Origin of the sequence: Actinophytocola sp. (assembly GCF_035762905.1) — a bacterium.
Taxonomy (GTDB): Bacteria; Actinomycetota; Actinomycetes; order Mycobacteriales; family Pseudonocardiaceae; genus DASYTH01.
On record NZ_DASUCC010000070.1, the window covers coordinates 15,875 to 33,387 of the forward strand.

Sequence of the window (17,513 nt, forward strand, 5' to 3'; positions counted from 1 at the left end):
ACCGTGGTCAGCGTGCCGGGGCCGACCCTTACCCAATGGCTGCGCGACCAGCCCGAGGAGATGCTGGTCGCGCTGCTGCGCGCCCGCCCGGACCTGGGCACCCCGCCCCCGGCCGACAGCAGCGTGCTTGCCGCGCGGGCCGGCGCCCGGGCCTCGGTGACCAGGGCGGCCGAGGGGCTGAACACGTTCGTGCTCGCGGTGCTGGACGCCCTGCTGCTCGCCGACGCCGACCGGGAGCCGGCGCCGCTGACCGCCGTGACCGGCGCGCTGGGCATTCCGGCCGAGCGCGCGGCGGCCGGCGTCGACCGGCTGCGCGCGCTGGCCATCGCCTGGGGCGAGGACACGGCGATCGCCCTGGTGCCGGCCGCCCGGGACGTCGGCGGCCCGTTCCCCGGCGGGCTGGGCCGCTCGGTCCCGGAGTTGACCGGCGCCGACATCCCGGCGCTGCTCGCCGGTCTGTCCGACGCCGAACGGCGGCTGCTCGGCACGCTGGCGCACGGCCAGCCGGTGGGCCGCACCCGGGACGCGGCCGACCCGGTTCCGCTCGAGGCGGCCCAGACGCCGGTGCAGCGACTGCTGGCCCTCGGGCTGCTGCTGCGCCGCGACGAGGAGACCGTCGAACTGCCCCGCGAGGTCGGCCTCGTGTTGCGTGGCGACAGTCCATTGGAGACGACCACTTTAGACGAACCGGAACTGCGCAGCACCGCCAACCGACCGTCCACAGTGGATGCGACGGCTGCCGGCGAGGCGCTGGAACTGGTGCGGCGAATGGAAACCCTGCTGACCGCGTGGACCGCGGCCGCACCGCCGGTGCTCAAGTCCGGCGGGCTCGGCCAGCGCGACGTGCGCCGGCTGGCCCGCGAGCTGGACACCGACGAGCGGCACGCCGGCCTGCTGGCCGAACTGGCCGCCGGTGCCGGGCTGGTGGCCGACAGCTCCGCGGCGCGGACCGGCACCAGCCCGGAATGGGTGCCGACCACCCAGGCCGACGCCTGGCTCGGGGCCAGCCCGGCCGGCCGGTGGGCGGCGCTGGCGGTGGCCTGGCTGGACCTGCCCCGGATGCCCGGCCTGGCCGGCATCCGGGACGACCGGGACCGGCTCCTCGCCCCGCTGTCCGACGACCTGCGCCGCCCGCCGGCCCCGGTCGAGCGGCGCCGGGTGCTCGGCGCGCTGGCCGCGCTGCCGGCCGGGACCGGAGTCGCCCCCGACGACCTGGTCGCGGACCTGGCCTGGCGGGCGCCGCGGCGCGGCGGCCGGCTGCGGGACGAGATCGTGCGCTGGACGCTGGCCGAGGCGACCGCGCTCGGGCTGGTCGCGCTCGGCGCGCTCAGCTCGCCGGCCCACGCGCTGCTCGAGGAGGGTCCGGCCAGCGCGGCCAAGCGGATGACCGAGGCGATGCCCGCCCCGATCGACCACGTGCTGGTGCAGGCCGACCTCACCGTGGTCGCCCCCGGGCCGCTGGAACCCGACCTGGCCGCCCAGCTCGGCGAGGCCGCGGACGTGGAGTCGGCCGGCAGCGCGACCGTGTACCGGATCACCGAGGCGTCCGTGCGCCGGGCACTGGACGCCGGGCGCACCGGCACCGAGCTGCACGAGCTGTTCACCACCCGGTCCCGCACCCCGGTGCCGCAGGCGCTGCGCTACCTGATCGACGACGTGGCCCGCCGGCACGGCCGGCTGCGCGGCGGCGCGGCCGCGTCGTTCCTGCGCTGTGACGACCCGGCGTTGCTGGCCGAGATCGTGGCCCAGCCGATCTCCGGCCTGCTCGAGCTGCGCCGGATCGCGCCCACCGTGCTGGTCAGCCCGGTGCCGCTGGTGGCGATCCTCGAGGAGCTGCGCGCGGCCGGCTACACACCGGTCGCCGAGGGGCCGGACGGGGCGATCCTCGACCTGCGCCAGCAGGAGCGCCGGCTACCCGCCCCGGCCCGCAACCCCCGGTCCGCCGGGCCGCCCCGGCCGGCCACCGACGACGCGCTCGCCGAGCTGGTCCGCACGCTGCGCTCCGGCGACCGGGCGGCCCAGCGCAGGCGCGGCCCGGCCGTGTCGGCTCCGGCCGGGGCCGGGGCGGCCGACACCGCCGCAACCGTCGCGCTGCTCCGTGAGGCGATCGCCGGGGGGCGGCAGGTGTGGATCTGGTTCGTCGACGCGCACGGCAGCGCGCGGGCGCGGATCGTGGACCCGTTCCGGGTGGGCGGCGGCCTGTTGGAGGGCCGGGACGTCACGGACGGCGCGGTCCGGCAGTATCCCCTGCACAGGATCACCTCGGCCGCGCTGGTCGAGGACTGAACGAGCGGTCGCGAGCGATACTCGAGTGACTCCCGACCGGGACTCTTTCGGCCGGTCGCACTGTGGTGTCATGGCCGATGACGATCGGGAGCGGCAGGCTCGCGCCGACTTCCTCACGCGCGCCGACAGCATCGACAGCTCGGTGCGCAACCTGCTGCGCGAGCTGGACCTGTCCCGCGAAGACCCGGAGCACGAGCGGATGCTCGACGCGATCATGGGTGCCTGCCGGGCCGCCGACGCCCTGCGCGCCTTCGCCCGGGAGGACCTGGACGCGGCCACCGAAGCCACCACGGCGATGAGCTACTACGCCCGCCGCGCCCTCGGCGAAGCGGCCTGAGTACCGGTCAGGTCAACCGGCGCGAGCGGACATCCGCTGGTGCATCGCGTGCTCGACCAGGGTGATCAGGGTTTCCTTGGTCGACTCCCGGTCCCGGGCGTCGCACGTGACGACCGGAACGGACTGTTCGATGGTCAGCGCGTCGCGCACGTCGTCCACCCGGTGGTGCAGCACCCGGTCGAAGCAGTTGATTCCGATGACGTACGGCAGCTGGCGGTCCTCGAAGAAGTCGATCGAGGCGAACGCGTCGGCCAACCGGCGGGTGTCCACCAGCACCACCGCGCCGATGGCGCCGCGGACCAGGTCGTCCCACATGAACCAGAACCGGTGCTGGCCGGGGGTACCGAACAGGTACAGGATCAGGTCGCTGTCCAGCGAGACCCGGCCGAAGTCCATGGCCACCGTGGTGGTGACCTTGTTCGGGGTGGCCGACAGGTCGTCGACGTCGACGCTCGCCTCGGTCATGACGGCCTCGGTGGTCAGCGGAACGATCTCCGACACCGAGCCGACGAAGGTCGTCTTGCCGACACCGAACCCTCCGGCGACCACGATCTTGGCCGATGTGGTCGGCTGCGGAGCGGCCGCGCCGCGCGAGCTGAGGGGACTAGAGCCTGCGGAGACCACTGAGCACCCTTTCCATGAATTCGATAGACGGCCGGTCGCCGACGACCATGCCGCTCTGATGGATCAGGACGAGCCCCAAGCCAGCCATATCTCCGATCAACACCCGGGCGACGCCGAGCGGCAGCCGCAGGTGCGCGGCGACCTCCGCGACGGACCTGGTGTCAAGGCACAGTCCACAGATCGAGCGATGTTCCGGGCGCACAGCCGCATCCGGTGTCCTGCCCCGCTCGCTGGTGGACACCAGCGCCTCGATCGCGAGGTCGTAGTCGGACCTGGTCCGGCCACCGGTCTTGGTGTACGGGCGCACCATGTAGCCGGTCTCGTGCGAGTCGCCGAAGTCGGACCCGCCGAACCCGCCCAGCCCGTCACCGAGACTGGACATCACGGAGGGGATCTCCTTGCTGTCCCAGTCGGTTGGCGCGGGGATGCCCGGGTCGCCGTATAACGTCGCGCTCGGACCACCGAACAGGCGCGCACCCAGTCCGCCAACGTCGAACCGGTTCGGCGCGTCGCCATGTTCGGGGAGATCCTCCCAGCCTCTCTCCGCCATCTCGGCTACCCTCCGTTCTGGCACGCCGACACCCGTAAGGGGTCGTCGTTCACCTGCGCTGCGCTCCCTGCAGCTGGGCACGCAGCTCCGGAGTCATCTGCTGGCCAACCCGCTCGACCAGCAACGTCATCTCATAGGCGACCAGACCGATGTCGCAGTTCGGCGCGGCCAGCACGGCCAGACAAGAACCGTCCGAGATGGACATCAGGAACAGGTAACCGCGGTCCATTTCGACCACGGTCTGATTGACGCCGCCGGCCTCGAAGCAGCGGGCGGCGCCCTGGGTCAGGCTGACCAGACCGGAGGCCACGGCGGACAGTTGCTCGGCCCGGTCCCGGGGCAGGCCCTGGGAACTGGCCAGCAGCAGCCCGTCCGCGGAAACCACCACGGCATGCGCCACACCGGGCACCTGCCGGACGAAATCCGTGATGAGCCACCCGAAGCTGCCGGGCTGTTGTACTGACGTGGTGGTCACTCCTGCTCCTCGTTTCGACGACTCTCGTCCGAACCGGACTGGTCACCAGCGTAAGCCTCGATCAAGGCGTGCCGACCTCGCCGTACCCCTTGCTGGTAGCTGGACATTCGGCCGCGCACCGCATCCGCCGATCGGGGCGGAAGCTGGATGCCCGGCGACTCCTCGGCGGCGGCCTCGTGCCGAGGCGCTGCCGAGCCGGGGACAAGGTGGGCCTTCGGCACCCGCTTGGGAAGTCCTGCCGAGGTCAGCGGATCCTCCTCGGTGTTCTCCAGCAACGCCCGGGCGGCCTGCCAGCCTTCGTCACCGGGCGAGGTCCATGGCGTCGGCTCCTGCGCGGCGACCGGCTCGGCCGGCTCGGCCGGCTCCGCCGCCTCGGCGGCCGGGCCGCCGTTGGTGGTCGCGGGCTTGTCCGTGACGCGCTTCTGCGCGCCGGTCGTGTCGGACGCCTCGAACCACTGGGACAGCACGGCCTCGTAGATCGGCAGCCGCTCGGTCGGAGCGTCCACGTTGAGCGCACCGTCGGCCGGCGACGTGTCACCGCCGCGCGGGTACGGGGTCACCCGGGGGTGCTCACCGGACGGCGGGTCGAGCGGGTTGCCGAACAGCGGGCCCGACTCGTCGTGCTGACCGTTGCGCGGCCCGTTGTCGACCGCGGTCTCGCTCGTCCTCGCGGACCACCCGCCGTCACCGCCGCCGTTGGCCGGTCCGGAAACCGGGCTGTAGGCAGGTGGCGAGTACGGCGGATAGCCGGCGACGTCCTGGGCCGGACGGTCCACCTGGGACTCGCCGGTCATGCCGCCATCCGGACGAAGCCTGGGCATGCTGCCGGTGAACGCACCGGCGATGCCGCTGGCCCGGGCGGCCGGGCTGACCGGACCGGACAGGCTCGAGGTGGTGTCCAGGTCACCGGAGAGCGGGGACAGCCCGGACAGGGTCATCGACGTGGACTGCACGCCGCCCGGTCCGGCCGGAGCGACCAGCTCGGCCGGGACGTTGATCCGGGCGATCAGGCCACCCTCGATGTCCTCGTTGTCCCGCAGCCGCACCACGATGTTGTGCCGCTTGGCCAGCCGGGCGACCACGTAGAGGCCCATCCGCCTGGTCACCGCGACGTCCAGGTCCGGCGGGTCGGCCAGGCGGTGGTTGGCGGCCTCGATCTCGTCCTCCGACATGCCGACACCGGAGTCGGTGATCTGGATGGCCAGCTCCTTCTTCCGGGTCACGGCCATCCGCACGATGACCTTCTTGTCCGGCTCGGAGAAGAAGGTGGCGTTGTCCAGCAGCTCGGCGATCAGGTGCACCAGGTCGGACACCGCCCGGCCCTGCACCGTCACGTCCGGAGCCGACACGACCTCGATCCGCGCGTAGTGCTCCACCTCGGACACCGCGGCGCCGACCACCTCGGAGGCCGGAACCGGCCGGGAGAGCTGGCGGGACAGACCGCTGCCGGAGAGCACCAGCAGGCTTTCCGAGTTCCGCCGCATCCGGGTGGCCAGGTGGTCCAGCTCGAACAGGCTGGCCAGCTGGTCGGGATCCTGCTCGTCCTGCTCCAGCCGGTCGATCAGGGCCAGCTGGCGTTCGACCAGCGCCTGGCTGCGCCGGGACAGGTTGACGAAGATCGAGTTGATGTTGTCGCGGAGCAGGGCCTGCTCGGTCGCCATCTTGACGGCCTGGTCGTGCACCGCGTCGAAGGAGCGGGCCAGCTGGCCGGTCTCCTCCCTGGTGAACACCGGAACCGGGTCGACCGCCGTCTTGGACGCGGCCACCGGGTCGGGGTCGGCCAGAATCCGCTGCACGGTCGCCGGCAGGCGCCGGTTGGCCACGTCCAGCGCGTCGCGCCGCAGCACGCGCAGCGGCTTGAGCAGCGCTCGGGCCACGACCAGCATCAGCAGCACGGCCAGGGCGAGCGCGGCGAGCACGATGCCCGCGTTGCGGAACGCCGAACCGGTCGCGTCGTCGGCAAGTGCCTCGGCGTTGGACCGCAGGTTGTTGAGCAGGTTGGTCTCCACCGCGCGCATCCGGTCCACGGTGGCGAACCCGAACCCGGTGAGGTCGGCCTGCTCCTTCTCGCTGAAGTCCAGCTCCTGGCCGACGTCGGCGCGGGCGAACGCGCTCTGCTTGAGCCGCTCGCGGCCGTCCACCTGGACACCGCTGACGGTGTCGGAGTAGAGCTGCTGTTGCTGGGCCGACGCGCTGGCGTTGAACGTGGCCAGCGAGGCCGCCGCGCTCGCCTGAGCGCCGCGGGCCTGGTTGAGCAGCTCGGCCGGGAACTGGTTACGGGCCGGCGAGAAGGCGATCTGCAGCATCGCGTTCTCCCGCCCGGTGAACTCCTTGGCCTCGGACAGCGCCTGGATCACCGTGCCCTGCCGGAGCAGCTCGCGGTCGGTGACCGAGGTGTTCACCTCGCGACCCATCTGCACCAGCGAGTCCACGACGGAGGAGTACGCGGCGAACACCGAGACGTCGGGGAAGACGGGGGTGTCGGCGGCGGCGCGGATCGCCCGCAGGGCGCTGAGCCGCTGCAGACCGCGGGTGTACCGCAGCTTCTGGTCTTCGTCGGCGTCAAGACTTTGCGCCGCCGCGTCCGTCTGCCGGACGGCTTCGTCGACCCGGCCGATCTGGGCGTCGAGGTCGGTGCGCGGCCCGCCACGACTGGGTGAGGCCACTCGGGCCACCGCCAGCGTGCGTTCCTTCTGCAGCTCGTGAACGAGACTCGTCACGTTCTGCGCGAACTCGACCTGACTTACCGTTTGCCGGAATTCCGCGGCACTGTCCAGGTCGGCCTTCACCCGCAGCCCGCCGAGGGCGAGCGCGGTCAGCGTCGGCACGAACAGAACGGCAATCAGTTTGGTGCGAAGCCGCCAGTTACGCATGCGCCACGGCGACCCGCCCTTGACCGCTCGTCGAGATGCGAGGGCTCGGGCCCTCTCACTCGCGGCGGCACGGTCTCTATCGGACACGTCGTTTCCACCCGGTAGGGCGCCGATCCCGGGGCCAGGTTGAACCCCGGCAGTGTGGTCGGGCACTCCCAGCACTCTCCCTGCTCTTCAGCCAGTTAGCCCTTACCCCTGAGGCCAGCTCGATACGGACTGCTACCCCAGTGAAGGCGCCGACCCATCGGGCGCCCACCCCTCGCCGCTTCGATGAACCTCAACCTCACTGTGGCCACCGAAGGTAGCGGAGTCTGCGCCACGATGTAAGCCTGTCGGGTGCATAGTCACACATATGGGCCGACATGTCACACTCTGACAACGATTCATGGCGCGTCGACTGGTAGCGGCAATCTAACAAACTGGTATCAGTACGACAACATGGCTGAACGCTTTGTAGTTGTCACTCACTAGTAGTAATCACAGCTCCGGCAGGCCACTCAGTGAGTAGAAACTGCCGCATGACGGTCTAGAGCACTCGAACGTGTGCTGTCAACAGGCAAAATTTGCCGAATGCAGACACTGATTGTGACGCGCTGGCCACAGTCTCTACAGTGTTGCCCGGTTGTCCACACCATCCACAGGACACCTCATCCATGAGGAGAAGGCTTCATGCCCCGACGCGGAACCTCTTTCAGACGCGTACGCTTCCCGGTCCTTGCCACTGCCACGGCGCTGTTCGTGTCGCTGACCGGCTGCGGTCTGCTCGGCGGAGACGACGACAGCAACACCCCGGCGGCCGACAGTGGCTCGACGCAACTGGAGAAGCCGAACATCAAGGTCTCGGTCATGACCACGACGGACCTGGCTCCGTTCTGGCTCGCGGTCAAGAACGGCTACTTCAAGGAGGCCGGCTTCACCTTCGACCCGCTCAAGGACGTGGTCGTCGCCAAGAGCGGCGGCGAGTCGGTGTCCAAACTGACCTCCGGCGACGTCGACATCGCCTACTCCAGCTACACCCCATTCTTCGTGGCCAAGGCCAAGGGCGCGGCCGACATCAAGCTGGTCTCGGACGCCTCCTCGGCCGGACCGAACAGCTGCGTCGTCGTGGCGATGCCGGACTCGTCGGTCAAGACCATCCAGGACATGGCGGGCAAGCGAGTCGCCGTGACCGCCCGGAACACGATCTCCGACCTGCTGGTCATGTCCACCTTGAAGACCAACAAGGTGCCCTACGACAAGATCCAGTGGACCGAGGTCCCGTTCCCGGCCACCGGTGACGCGCTGAAGAACAAGCAGGTCGACGCGGCCTTCGTGACCGAGCCGTTCCTGACCGCCGTGCAGCGCGGCGTCGGCGCGGTTCCGGTGTTCGACACCGCCAACGGCCCGACGTCCAACATGCCGACCGCCGGCTTCGGCGCGAAGGCCGAGTTCACGCAGAAGAACCCGAAGACCCTCGCCGCCTGGCAGAAGGTCATGTTGCGGGCGACCGAAGAGGCCAAGGCCGACCGGAGCAAGGTGGAGCCGCTGCTGGTCGAGTACTCCAAGATCGACGCCGACACCGCCAAGCTGCTGACGCTGCTGACCTTCCAGTCGGCGCTGGACGCCACCCGGATCCAGCGGGTGCCGGACCTGATGCTGGAGTTCGGCGTGATCGACAAGAAGATCGACGTGTCGGAGATGATCGCCAAGGGCTCGAGCTCCGGCTGAGGCAGTGCGACCGATCGTCAGGAATCTGATCGGACTTGGCGGCTTCTTTCTGATCTGGGAAGCGGCCGCCAGGTCCGGTCTGATCTCATCCGACATCCCGCCGGTGAGCACCGTGTTCGCCCGGCTGTTCGAACTGCTCGGCGACGAGTCGTTCTGGCGGGACATCATCGCCACCACGCTGGCCTGGGCGATCGCCCTGGTCATCGCGGTCGCGATCGCCGTGCCGGCCGGGTTGCTGCTCGGCAGCATCCCCGGCCTGCGCCTGGGCACCCGAGCCATCGTGGAGCTGCTCCGGCCGATCCCCTCGGTCGCGCTGATCCCGGCCGCCCTCGTGCTGATCGGCACCGGGCCGGAGACCAAGATCACGCTCGCGGTCTACGCCTCGGTCTGGCCGATCCTGTTCAACACGATCTACGCGTTGGACGAGATCGACCCGCTGCTCGAGGACACCGCCCGGGCCTGCGGCGCGGGCCGCATCCGGCTGCTGACCTCGGTGGCGCTGCCGCACGCCGCGCCGTTCGTCTTCACCGGCATCCGGCTGTCCGCGGCGGTCGCGCTAATCGTGGTGATCAGCGTCGAGTACATCGCCGGCGGCGTCCACGGGATCGGCACGTTCGCCCTCGCGGCCTACGACGGCGGCGGCCGAATGGACCTGGTGCTGGCCGCGACCATCGTCGCAGGCGTGCTCGGATACCTGATCAACGACGGCCTGGAACGGGTAGGGCGGTGGTGGTTCCCGTGGAGCACGGTGGCCGGGGAGCGGCGATGACCCGTGGGCTCACCTCGGTGCTGCACCGCTGGGTGGCACTTGTCGGGCTGCTGCTCGTCTGGCAGTTCGGCGCCTGGGCCGCCGACACCCCGTTCTTCCCGCCGCCGACCGAGATCGCGCAGGCCGGCTGGCAGCTGCTGTTCACCGGGCCGCCCACCCAGCTCTACCTGACCAACACCTGGTTCGACGACATCCTGCCGAGCCTGGCAAGGGCGCTCGGCGGCTGGGCCCTCGCCGCGGTCATCGGCATCGCGGTGGGCACCGCGCTCGGCCGCTCGCGCACCGGGATGGACTACGTGGGGCCGCTGTTCGGGTTCATCCGGGCGATCCCGCCGGTGACCCTGATTCCGATCTTCCTGGTGCTGTTCGGCCTGTACACCGAGATGAAGCTGGCCACGATCCTGGCCGGCACGGTGTGGCCGGTGCTGATGAACACCGTCGACGGGGTCCGGTCGGTCGACCCGCTGCAGGCCGAGACCGCCCGCGCGTTCCGCACCCCGCGACACCGCTGGATCACCATGGTCGTGTTGCCCGCCGCCCTGCCGAAGATCTTCGCCGGACTGCGGTTGAGTCTTTCCATCGCGCTGCTGCTCATGGTTGTCTCAGAGCTGGTAGGACGCACCAGTGGCCTGGGCTACCAGCTGATCTACGCGCAGCGTCAGTTCGATTTCACGATCATGTGGGCGTGGATCGTGATTCTCGGCATCCTGGGCTTCGTGCTGAACTCGCTGCTGCTCGTCGTCGAGCGCCGGGTCCTGGCCTGGCAGCCCAGCCGGCACACCGAACGCGCCCTGCAGACAGGAGGATGACATGCCGACCATGCTGGAGGTGAGCGAACTCGTTCACCGGTACGGCACAGGTCCGGCCGCGCACGTCGCCGTGAACCATCTGACGTTCACCGTGGAGGCCGGGCAACTCGCGTGCATCGTGGGCCCGTCCGGATGCGGCAAGTCGACCCTGCTGCGGTGCATCGCCGGCCTGCTCACGCCGAGCGGCGGATCGGTCCGGCTGCACGGCGACCCGGTGCGCGGCGTCCCCAAGGATCTGGCCGTGGTGTTCCAGGACTACAGCCGCTCGCTGTTCCCGTGGCTGTCGGTGCGGCGCAACGTGGAGTTCCCGCTGCGCGGCCGGGTGTCGTCCCGGTCGAAGCGGCGGGCGCTGGCCGGCGAGGCACTGGACTGGGTCGGGCTGCACGACGTCGGCCACAAGTACCCGTGGCAGCTCTCCGGCGGCATGCAGCAGCGGGTGTCCATCGCCCGGGCGCTGGCCTGCAAGCCGGCGCTGCTGCTGATGGACGAGCCGTTCGCCTCGGTGGACGCGCAGACCCGGGCCGAGCTCGAGGACCTGCTGCTGCGGGTGCGGCGCGAGCAGAACAGCACCGTGCTGCTGGTCACCCACGACATCGACGAGAGCGTCTACCTCGGCGACCGGGTGCTGGTGCTGTCCCGCTCCCCCGCGACCATCGTCGAGGACCTGACCGTCGGGCTGCCCGCCGACCGGGACCAGATCACCACCCGCGGCTCGGCCCGGTTCGTCGAGTTGCGCACCGAGATCGCCCGCCTGCTGCACAACACCCCGGTGCCCGGCGACCTTCGGCCCGAACCTTCCGAGACCGCCGCCGAGCGCTTCCTGCGGGCCGAGCGCGCCGAGAAGGCGGTCACCCGCGAAGTGCACCGCTGAGCCTTCCGGCTCAGTACAGCGGGTGCGGGTCCGGGTCGACCCGGACGTGCAGCAGCGTCGGGCGGTCGTCGGCGAGTGCCTTGGCCAGCGCGGCGCGCAGCTCGTCCGGGTGCTCGACGTAGTGCGTCGCGCAGCCCATCCCGGCCGCCAGCGCCACGAAGTCGATGCCGCCCAGCTCGACCCCGGGCATCTTGGCGCCGCCGTCCGACTCGGCCAGGATGCGCACCGCCGCGTACTGCGCGTTGTCCAGGATCACGAACGTGACCGGCACGTTCTCCCGCGCCGCGGTCCACAGCGCCTGGATGCCGTACATGCTGGAGCCGTCGCCGAGCACCGCCACCACCCGCCGGTCCGGGCAGCCGAGCGCGGCGCCGACCGCCGCCGGCAGGCCGTAGCCGAGGGTGCCGCTCGCCGTGCTGAGCAGGCCGGTGCGGGTGGCCCGGACCGGCAGGTGCGCCCGGCGCACGTTGAGGTGGCTGGGCACCTCCTCGACCAGGATCGCGTCCCGGGGCAGCTGCTCGGCCAGCTCGGCGAACACGTAGCTGACCGGAAGCGGCGAACGCCCCGGCGGCCGCGGCGGGCGGGCCATCGGCGGCGGAGCGGCCCGGTCGGCCGGCGCCACCGCGGCGGTGAGCGCGCGCACCGCGGCCCGCACCGTGGCCCGGATCCCGACGCCGGTCTGGGCTCTGGCCAGCAGTTGCTCGTCCTCGCTGATCAGGTACAGCGGCGGCAGCGGCACCGGGTTCCTGCCGCGGAACACGTGATAGGTGAACACCGGCGCACCGAGCACCAGCACCAGGTCGTGGCCGGCGAGCGCCTCGGCCGTTGCCCGCTCCTCGGGCTGCAGAAACCCCTGGAACAGCGGGTGATCCTCGGGGAACGAGGACCGCGGCGACATCGGGCTGGCCCACACGCCGGCCCGGCACCGCTGCGCCAGCGCCACCACGTCGGGCACCGCGCCGTCGCCGTCCACCGCCGGTCCCACCACGATCGCCGGCCGGGCGCTCGCGTCCAGCGCGGCGACCAACTCGGCCAGCGCGTCGGGATCCGGTGCGTAGCCACCGATCCGCGGTCGCACCGGCAGTGGATCGGCCGGCGCGTCCCAGTCGTCGGCCGGCACCGACACGAACGTCGGACCGTACGGCGGCTGGGTGGACACGTGGTAGGCGCGGGCGATCGCGGCCGGCACGTCGGCGGCCCTTGCCGGCTCGCAGCTCCACTTCACGTACGGCCGGGGGAACAGCGCCGCGTCGTCCGCGGCCAGGAACGCCTCGCCCGGCTGCAGCAGCGAGCGCACCTGCTGCCCGGCGACCACGATCATCGGCGTGCGGTGCCGGTAGGCGGTGTACACGTGCCCGAGGCCGTGCCCGACACCGCCGGCCGAGTGCAGGTTGACCAGCACCGCCTTCCCGCTGACCTGTGCGTAGGCGTCGGCCATGGCCACCGCGACCGACTCCTGCAACCCGAGGACGTAGCGGAAGTCCTCCGGGAAGTCGCGTAAGAACCCGATCTCGGTGGTGCCCGGGTTGCCGAAAACCGTGGTGAGGTCGAGCCGGCGCAACAGATCCCTGGTGACATCCCGAACGGTGCTCACCGCCCCGAAGCTACCGGACTTACGGCTTGCCGAGGCAGTACGTGGTGGGCGGCTCCGGGTAGACCAGCGGCACGTTTCCTTCCACGCAGGCCGCTTCGTCGGCCTTGTCGGTGACGACCTTGGTGATCTTGATGACGTCACCGGCGCAGTCCGCGTGGGCCCGCGTCGCCGGGTCCTCCAGATTGACGATGCAGTGGCCCTCCTGGGCGTAGAGCATCAGGCACAGCGCGAAGTCCTGGCCCCGGCCGGTCTGCTGGTACTTCTCGTAGGCATTCGCGTCCGGGCACTCGTCGGTGTCGTTGTCCAGCTTCTTGGCGACCTTGAACACCGCGGCCGGGTCGGCGCAGTCGATCTTTTCGACGTTGGCGTCGGTGGTGGAGGCGGACAGCACCTTGATGCAGTCGCCGGTCTGGGCCTGGCTCGCGCTGTTGCGGTTGAAGTAGAAGTACGCCGCGGCGCCGCCGGCGACCAGGACGACCGTCGCGATGATCGCGATCAGGCGCTGCTTCGGCGAGCGCCGTGCCGGCCCGGCGGGCGACGGAGCGGGGAAGTCGTCCCCGGACGACGCCGGCTGCTGGCCGAACGGCGGCGGCGGTGGGGGCGGCGGTGCCTGCTGGCCGTACGGCTGCTGGCCATAGGCCGGCTGGCCGCCGTACTGCTGCTGGCCGCCGAATTGTTGCTGGCCGCCGTATTGCTGCTGGCCGTAGGGCGGCGGCTGCTGACCGCGCTGCGGCTGCCCGTAGGGCAGCGGTTCGCCATAGGGCGGGGAGGGTGGCCGGTTGCCACCGGGCGGCGCGCCATAGGGACCCGGTTGTCTGGGCGGGTAGGGGGGATGGCTCATCGGGGCACCTTCGTCGCGGTGATCTGGTGGCGACGCAATTTAGCGCGTGCACCCTGCGGTCCGTACGCCTGTTGGGTGAAATGGGAGACTGAAGTACGTGACCGGCCCGCTGATCGTGCAATCCGACAAGACCTTGCTGCTCGAGGTCGACCACCCGGCGTCCGAGGACGCGCGGATCGCGATCGCCCCGTTCGCCGAGTTGGAGCGGGCGCCGGAGCACGTGCACACCTACCGGATCACCCCGCTGGCGTTGTGGAACGCCCGCGCCGCCGGGCACGACGCCGAGCAGGTGGTGGACGCGCTGTCCCGGTACTCCCGCTACCCGGTGCCGCAGCCGCTGCTGATCGACGTGGTCGACACGATGGGTCGGTTCGGCCGGCTGAGCCTGGTCAACCACCCCGCGCACGGCCTGGTGATGTCGACGGTGGACCGGGCGGTGCTGGAAGAGGTCCTGCGGCACCGGAAGATCAGCCCGATGCTCGGGGAACGGATCGACCCGGACACCGTCCTGGTGCACCCCAGCGAGCGCGGCCGGCTCAAGCAGCTGCTGCTCAAGATCGGCTGGCCGGCCGAGGATCTGGCCGGGTACGTCGACGGCGAGCACCATCCGATCGCGCTGCGCGAGGACGGCTGGACGCTGCGCGACTACCAGCGGCAGGCCGCGGCCGCGTTCTGGGCCGGTGGCTCTGGCGTGGTGGTGCTGCCGTGCGGGGCCGGCAAGACGCTGGTCGGCGCTGCGGCGATGGCGCAGGCACAGGCCACCACGCTGATCCTGGTGACCAACACGGTCGCCGGCCGGCAGTGGAAGCGCGAGCTGATCGCCCGCACCTCGCTGACCGAGGAGGAGATCGGCGAGTATTCCGGTGAGCGCAAGGAGATTCGGCCGGTCACCATCGCCACCTACCAGGTGATGACCCGGCGGACCAAGGGCGAGTACCGGCACCTCGAGCTGTTCGACTCCCGGGACTGGGGCCTGGTCGTCTACGACGAGGTGCACCTGCTGCCGGCGCCGGTGTTCCGGATGACCGCCGACCTGCAGTCCCGCCGCCGGCTCGGCCTGACCGCCACCCTGGTCCGCGAGGACGGCCGGGAGGGCGACGTGTTCTCGCTGATCGGGCCGAAGCGCTATGACGTCCCGTGGCGCGACATCGAGCAGCAGGGCTGGATCGCGCCGGCCTCCTGCACCGAGGTCCGGGTCACCCTCACCGACAACGAGCGGCTCACCTACGCCACCGCCGAGCCGGACGAGAAATACCGGCTCTGCTCGACCGTCGCCACCAAGCTCCCGGTCGTGCAGCGCATCCTCGAGCGCCACCCGGACGCGCCGACCCTGGTGATCGGTGCCTACCTCGACCAGCTCGACGAGCTCGGCGCCCTGCTCGACGTCCCGATCATCCAGGGCTCCACCAAGGTCGCCGAACGCGAAGCCCTTTTCGACGCCTTCCGCCGGGGCGAGCAGCGCGTCCTGGTCGTCTCCAAGGTCGCCAACTTCTCCGTCGACCTCCCGGAAGCCTCCGTCGCCGTCCAGGTCTCCGGCACCTTCGGCTCCCGCCAGGAGGAGGCCCAACGCCTCGGCCGCCTGCTCCGCCCCAAGGGCGACGGCCGCCAGGCCCACTTCTACTCGGTGGTCTCCCGCGACACTCTGGACACCGAATACGCCGCCCACCGCCAGCGCTTCCTCGCCGAACAGGGCTACGCCTACACCATCATCGACGCCGATGCGCTGCCGCCTCTCCGCGATTAACTCTGCCGCCTCTCCGGGTTTTACTGCTGTCGTTGCGTTCCGGCCGGTGGTGCGGTCGACGGGTTGAGTGTGGCTGGGTGCCGTCACGGTGCCCCTGAGGTTGCGTTGGTTGGGGCGAGACTTCCCCGATGACCACGGGACAGACCCGGTGTTGCGCGTCAGGGGCGGGTGAGGCCGGCGGAGGCGGCGCCGGCGCTGGTGATGATCTGGTCGGTGCGGGTGAGGGCCTGCGTTTTGCGCGTGGGGTCGACGGTGGGGTCGGTGGTGAGGTCGCGTAAGCGGATCGGCGGGCCGAGGTCGATCAGGGTGGGGATGTACTCGGCCTTCCGCACGTGCCAGCCGCTGGCGGTCTTGGTGAACTCGAACCGGGCGATGGCGCCCTCTTCGGTGGTGCCTCGGGGTTCGGCGTGCCGGGCGACCTGGTTGCCGAGGCCGTAGGCGACCCACTTGCCGTTGATGTTCTCGAACGGCTGCACGACGTGGGCGTGGTGGCCGACGATCAGGTCGACGGCCGGGTCGGCGAGCAGTGTCCGGGCGATCCGGCGCTGGTCGGCGGTGGGCTCGTGGCGGTCCTCGATCCCCCAGTGCAGGCTGACGATCACCACCTCGGCGCCCGCGGTGCGGGCGGCCCGCGCGGCGGCCAGCACCGTCGCGGGGTCCAGGCGGTTGCCCAGCCAGGGGGAATCCGCGGGCAGGGTGGTGCCGGCGTTGAAGCCGAACGTGTAGGAGAGCTGGGCCACCCGGACGCCGCGGGCCTGGAGCACGACCGGGGCGGCGGCCTCGGCGGCCGAGCGGGCCGAGCCCGTGTGCCGGATGCCGGCGGCGTCCAGGATGTCCAGGGTGCTGGTGACCCCGGCGGGGCCCTGGTCGAGGGTGTGGTTGGAGGCCGTCGAGCAGGTGTCGTAGCCGGTGGCGGCCAGACCGGCGGCCACCTCGGGCGGCGCCGAGAACAGGGGGTAGCCGCGGAACGGGCCGCCCGGACCCGCGAGCGGCACCTCGAGGTGGCAGATGGCGAGATCGGCGCCCTCGATCACCGGACGGACCCCGGCGAACAGCGCCGTGTAGTCCCGCCGGCCGTTGCCGTCCCGGCTCGCCTGGTCGGTGAGCGCGGGATGGATCAGGACGTCGCCTGCGGCCACGACGGTGAAATCCGGTTCGGGCGCGGCCGGGGACGGCGCCGGCGCGGACGGCGCGGACGGCCTGAGCGGAACGCCCGGCACGGTGGTGCCGCAGGCGCACAGCACGACGGCGATGACGACGAGCAGGGACACACACCGCACGGGCACCCCAACGGCGGTCGTGATGATCAGTCGGTGCAGGCTAGCGCGAAAGCCGCCGGACGGCCAGGATCGCCAGCACCACAAGGAGAACCGCGACCAGCGGGGCGACCCGCTTGGCCACCGACGGGCCGGCGTAGGAGAGCAGGTCGATCGGCTCGGACTCCGGTTCGGGCACCGCCTCGAGCTTGGGTTTGGCCGGCGTCTGGGCCGGCGGGCCGGTCGAGTCCTCGGCCGGCTCCTCGACCACGGCGAGCTTCGGCGAGTCCTCGGCGGCCGGGGCCAGCTTGGCGGACAGGCAGGTGGCGAACGAGTCCAGGATCTTGCCGCCCACCTCGGTGATCATTCCGCGGCCGAACTGCGCCGGCTTGCCGGTGATGGTCAGGTCGGTGGTCACCGCGCCGATCGTGTCCGAGCCGTCCGCGCGCAGCGTCACGGTGACCGTGGCGGAGGCTTGGCCGTTGCCCCGGGAGTCCTTGCCGGCCGCCTTCATCACCACCCGGCGGGCCTGCTCGTCGGTCTCCAGGAACTCACCGGATCCCTTGTACAGCAACGAGATCGGCCCGAGCTTCACCTTAACGGTGCCGCTGAAGTTGGCTCCGTCGACCTCGGTGAGGGTGGCGCCGGGCATGCATGGCGCGACGCGCTCTGGGTCGAGCACCGCCTGCCACACGGTGTCCAGATCCGCCGGGACCCTGAACGTGTGCTCCAACTTCACGGCCGGTCAACCCCTTCCGCCGGGAGCGCAACATGCCG

14 protein-coding genes and 1 pseudogene are annotated in these 17,513 nt (G+C 71.2%); 7 read left to right on the forward strand and 8 right to left on the reverse strand.

Features of this window, described 5'->3' with window-relative positions; all coding sequences use genetic code 11:
• Positions 1-12: 12 nt before the first annotated feature.
• Positions 13-2,286, forward strand: a complete 2,274-nt coding sequence (locus tag VFV67_RS13590) for a helicase-associated domain-containing protein (protein WP_326470112.1) — start codon at positions 13-15, stop codon at positions 2,284-2,286.
• Between the two features lie 70 nt (positions 2,287-2,356).
• Positions 2,357-2,623 carry a hypothetical protein gene (locus tag VFV67_RS13595; RefSeq protein ID WP_326470113.1) on the forward strand — a complete coding sequence of 89 codons (267 nt, stop codon included), beginning with the start codon at positions 2,357-2,359 and terminating at the stop codon, positions 2,621-2,623.
• A 12-nt stretch (positions 2,624-2,635) separates the two neighbouring features.
• Here the strand turns inward: VFV67_RS13595 and VFV67_RS13600 are convergent, their stop codons facing one another.
• The 4 genes and pseudogenes from VFV67_RS13600 to VFV67_RS13615 form a co-directional block, all read right to left on the reverse strand.
• Positions 2,636-3,247 carry an ATP/GTP-binding protein gene (locus VFV67_RS13600; protein WP_326470114.1) on the reverse strand — a complete coding sequence of 204 codons (612 nt, stop codon included), beginning with the start codon at positions 3,245-3,247 and terminating at the stop codon, positions 2,636-2,638.
• Positions 3,228-3,563, reverse strand: a pseudogene (locus VFV67_RS13605) (DUF742 domain-containing protein); the annotation flags it as partial. The pseudogene VFV67_RS13605 and the gene VFV67_RS13600, both read right to left, overlap by 20 nt.
• A gap of 283 nt (positions 3,564-3,846) precedes the next feature.
• Positions 3,847-4,272: a roadblock/LC7 domain-containing protein gene (locus VFV67_RS13610; protein WP_325159391.1), complete on the reverse strand. Its 426-nt coding sequence runs from the start codon at positions 4,270-4,272 to the stop codon at positions 3,847-3,849.
• A complete protein-coding gene (locus tag VFV67_RS13615) occupies positions 4,269-7,100 on the reverse strand; it encodes a nitrate- and nitrite sensing domain-containing protein (protein ID WP_326470115.1) in 2,832 nt (943 codons plus the stop codon). Before VFV67_RS13615 ends, VFV67_RS13610 begins: the two co-directional genes overlap by 4 nt.
• 783 nt (positions 7,101-7,883) lie before the next feature.
• Here VFV67_RS13615 and VFV67_RS13620 point away from each other — a divergent pair.
• Genes VFV67_RS13620 through VFV67_RS13635 form a run of 4 tightly spaced genes read left to right on the forward strand, consistent with a single transcriptional unit; the run spans position 7,884 to position 11,301 of the window.
• Entirely contained in the window at positions 7,884-8,852 is a 969-nt protein-coding gene (locus VFV67_RS13620) for an ABC transporter substrate-binding protein (protein ID WP_326470116.1), read from the forward strand.
• Positions 8,853-8,856: 4 nt separating this feature from the next.
• Positions 8,857-9,621: an ABC transporter permease gene (locus tag VFV67_RS13625; RefSeq protein ID WP_326470118.1), complete on the forward strand. Its 765-nt coding sequence runs from the start codon at positions 8,857-8,859 to the stop codon at positions 9,619-9,621.
• On the forward strand, positions 9,618-10,430 hold the full coding sequence (locus VFV67_RS13630) for an ABC transporter permease (protein ID WP_326470120.1): 813 nt from the start codon (positions 9,618-9,620) through the stop codon (positions 10,428-10,430). The genes VFV67_RS13625 and VFV67_RS13630 overlap by 4 nt, the downstream gene beginning before the upstream one ends.
• Position 10,431: 1 nt before the next feature.
• On the forward strand, positions 10,432-11,301 hold the full coding sequence (locus VFV67_RS13635; protein WP_326470122.1) for an ABC transporter ATP-binding protein: 870 nt from the start codon (positions 10,432-10,434) through the stop codon (positions 11,299-11,301).
• 10 nt (positions 11,302-11,311) lie between these two features.
• Here VFV67_RS13635 and mdlC read toward each other — a convergent pair whose 3' ends face one another.
• Both mdlC and VFV67_RS13645 read right to left on the reverse strand, forming a co-directional pair.
• Positions 11,312-12,895, reverse strand: coding sequence for a benzoylformate decarboxylase (gene mdlC / locus VFV67_RS13640; protein WP_326470123.1), 1,584 nt, complete (start codon positions 12,893-12,895; stop codon positions 11,312-11,314).
• A 19-nt stretch (positions 12,896-12,914) separates the two neighbouring features.
• Entirely contained in the window at positions 12,915-13,736 is an 822-nt protein-coding gene (locus VFV67_RS13645; protein WP_326470125.1) for an LppU/SCO3897 family protein, read from the reverse strand.
• A 97-nt stretch (positions 13,737-13,833) separates the two neighbouring features.
• On the opposite strand from VFV67_RS13645, the gene VFV67_RS13650 reads away from it, so the two are divergent.
• Positions 13,834-15,480 carry a DNA repair helicase XPB gene (locus VFV67_RS13650; protein WP_326470126.1) on the forward strand — a complete coding sequence of 549 codons (1,647 nt, stop codon included), beginning with the start codon at positions 13,834-13,836 and terminating at the stop codon, positions 15,478-15,480.
• Between the two features lie 158 nt (positions 15,481-15,638).
• Here the strand turns inward: VFV67_RS13650 and VFV67_RS13655 are convergent, their stop codons facing one another.
• A complete protein-coding gene (locus VFV67_RS13655; RefSeq protein WP_326470127.1) occupies positions 15,639-16,766 on the reverse strand; it encodes a CapA family protein in 1,128 nt (375 codons plus the stop codon).
• Between the two features lie 34 nt (positions 16,767-16,800).
• Entirely contained in the window at positions 16,801-17,475 is a 675-nt protein-coding gene (locus tag VFV67_RS13660; RefSeq protein ID WP_326470128.1) for an SRPBCC family protein, read from the reverse strand.
• Positions 17,476-17,513 lie beyond the last annotated feature (38 nt).

What these genes read in the sequence shown, in the direction of transcription:
- VFV67_RS13595 (WP_326470113.1), top strand. Translation starts at nt 2,357, where the DNA reads ATGGCCGATGACGATCGGGAGCGGCAGGCTCGCGCCGACTTCCTCACG.
- VFV67_RS13630 (WP_326470120.1), top strand. Translation starts at nt 9,618, where the DNA reads ATGACCCGTGGGCTCACCTCGGTGCTGCACCGCTGGGTGGCACTTGTC.
- VFV67_RS13635 (WP_326470122.1), top strand. Translation starts at nt 10,432, where the DNA reads ATGCCGACCATGCTGGAGGTGAGCGAACTCGTTCACCGGTACGGCACA.
- VFV67_RS13645 (WP_326470125.1), bottom strand. Translation starts at nt 13,736, where the DNA reads ATGAGCCATCCCCCCTACCCGCCCAGACAACCGGGTCCCTATGGCGCG.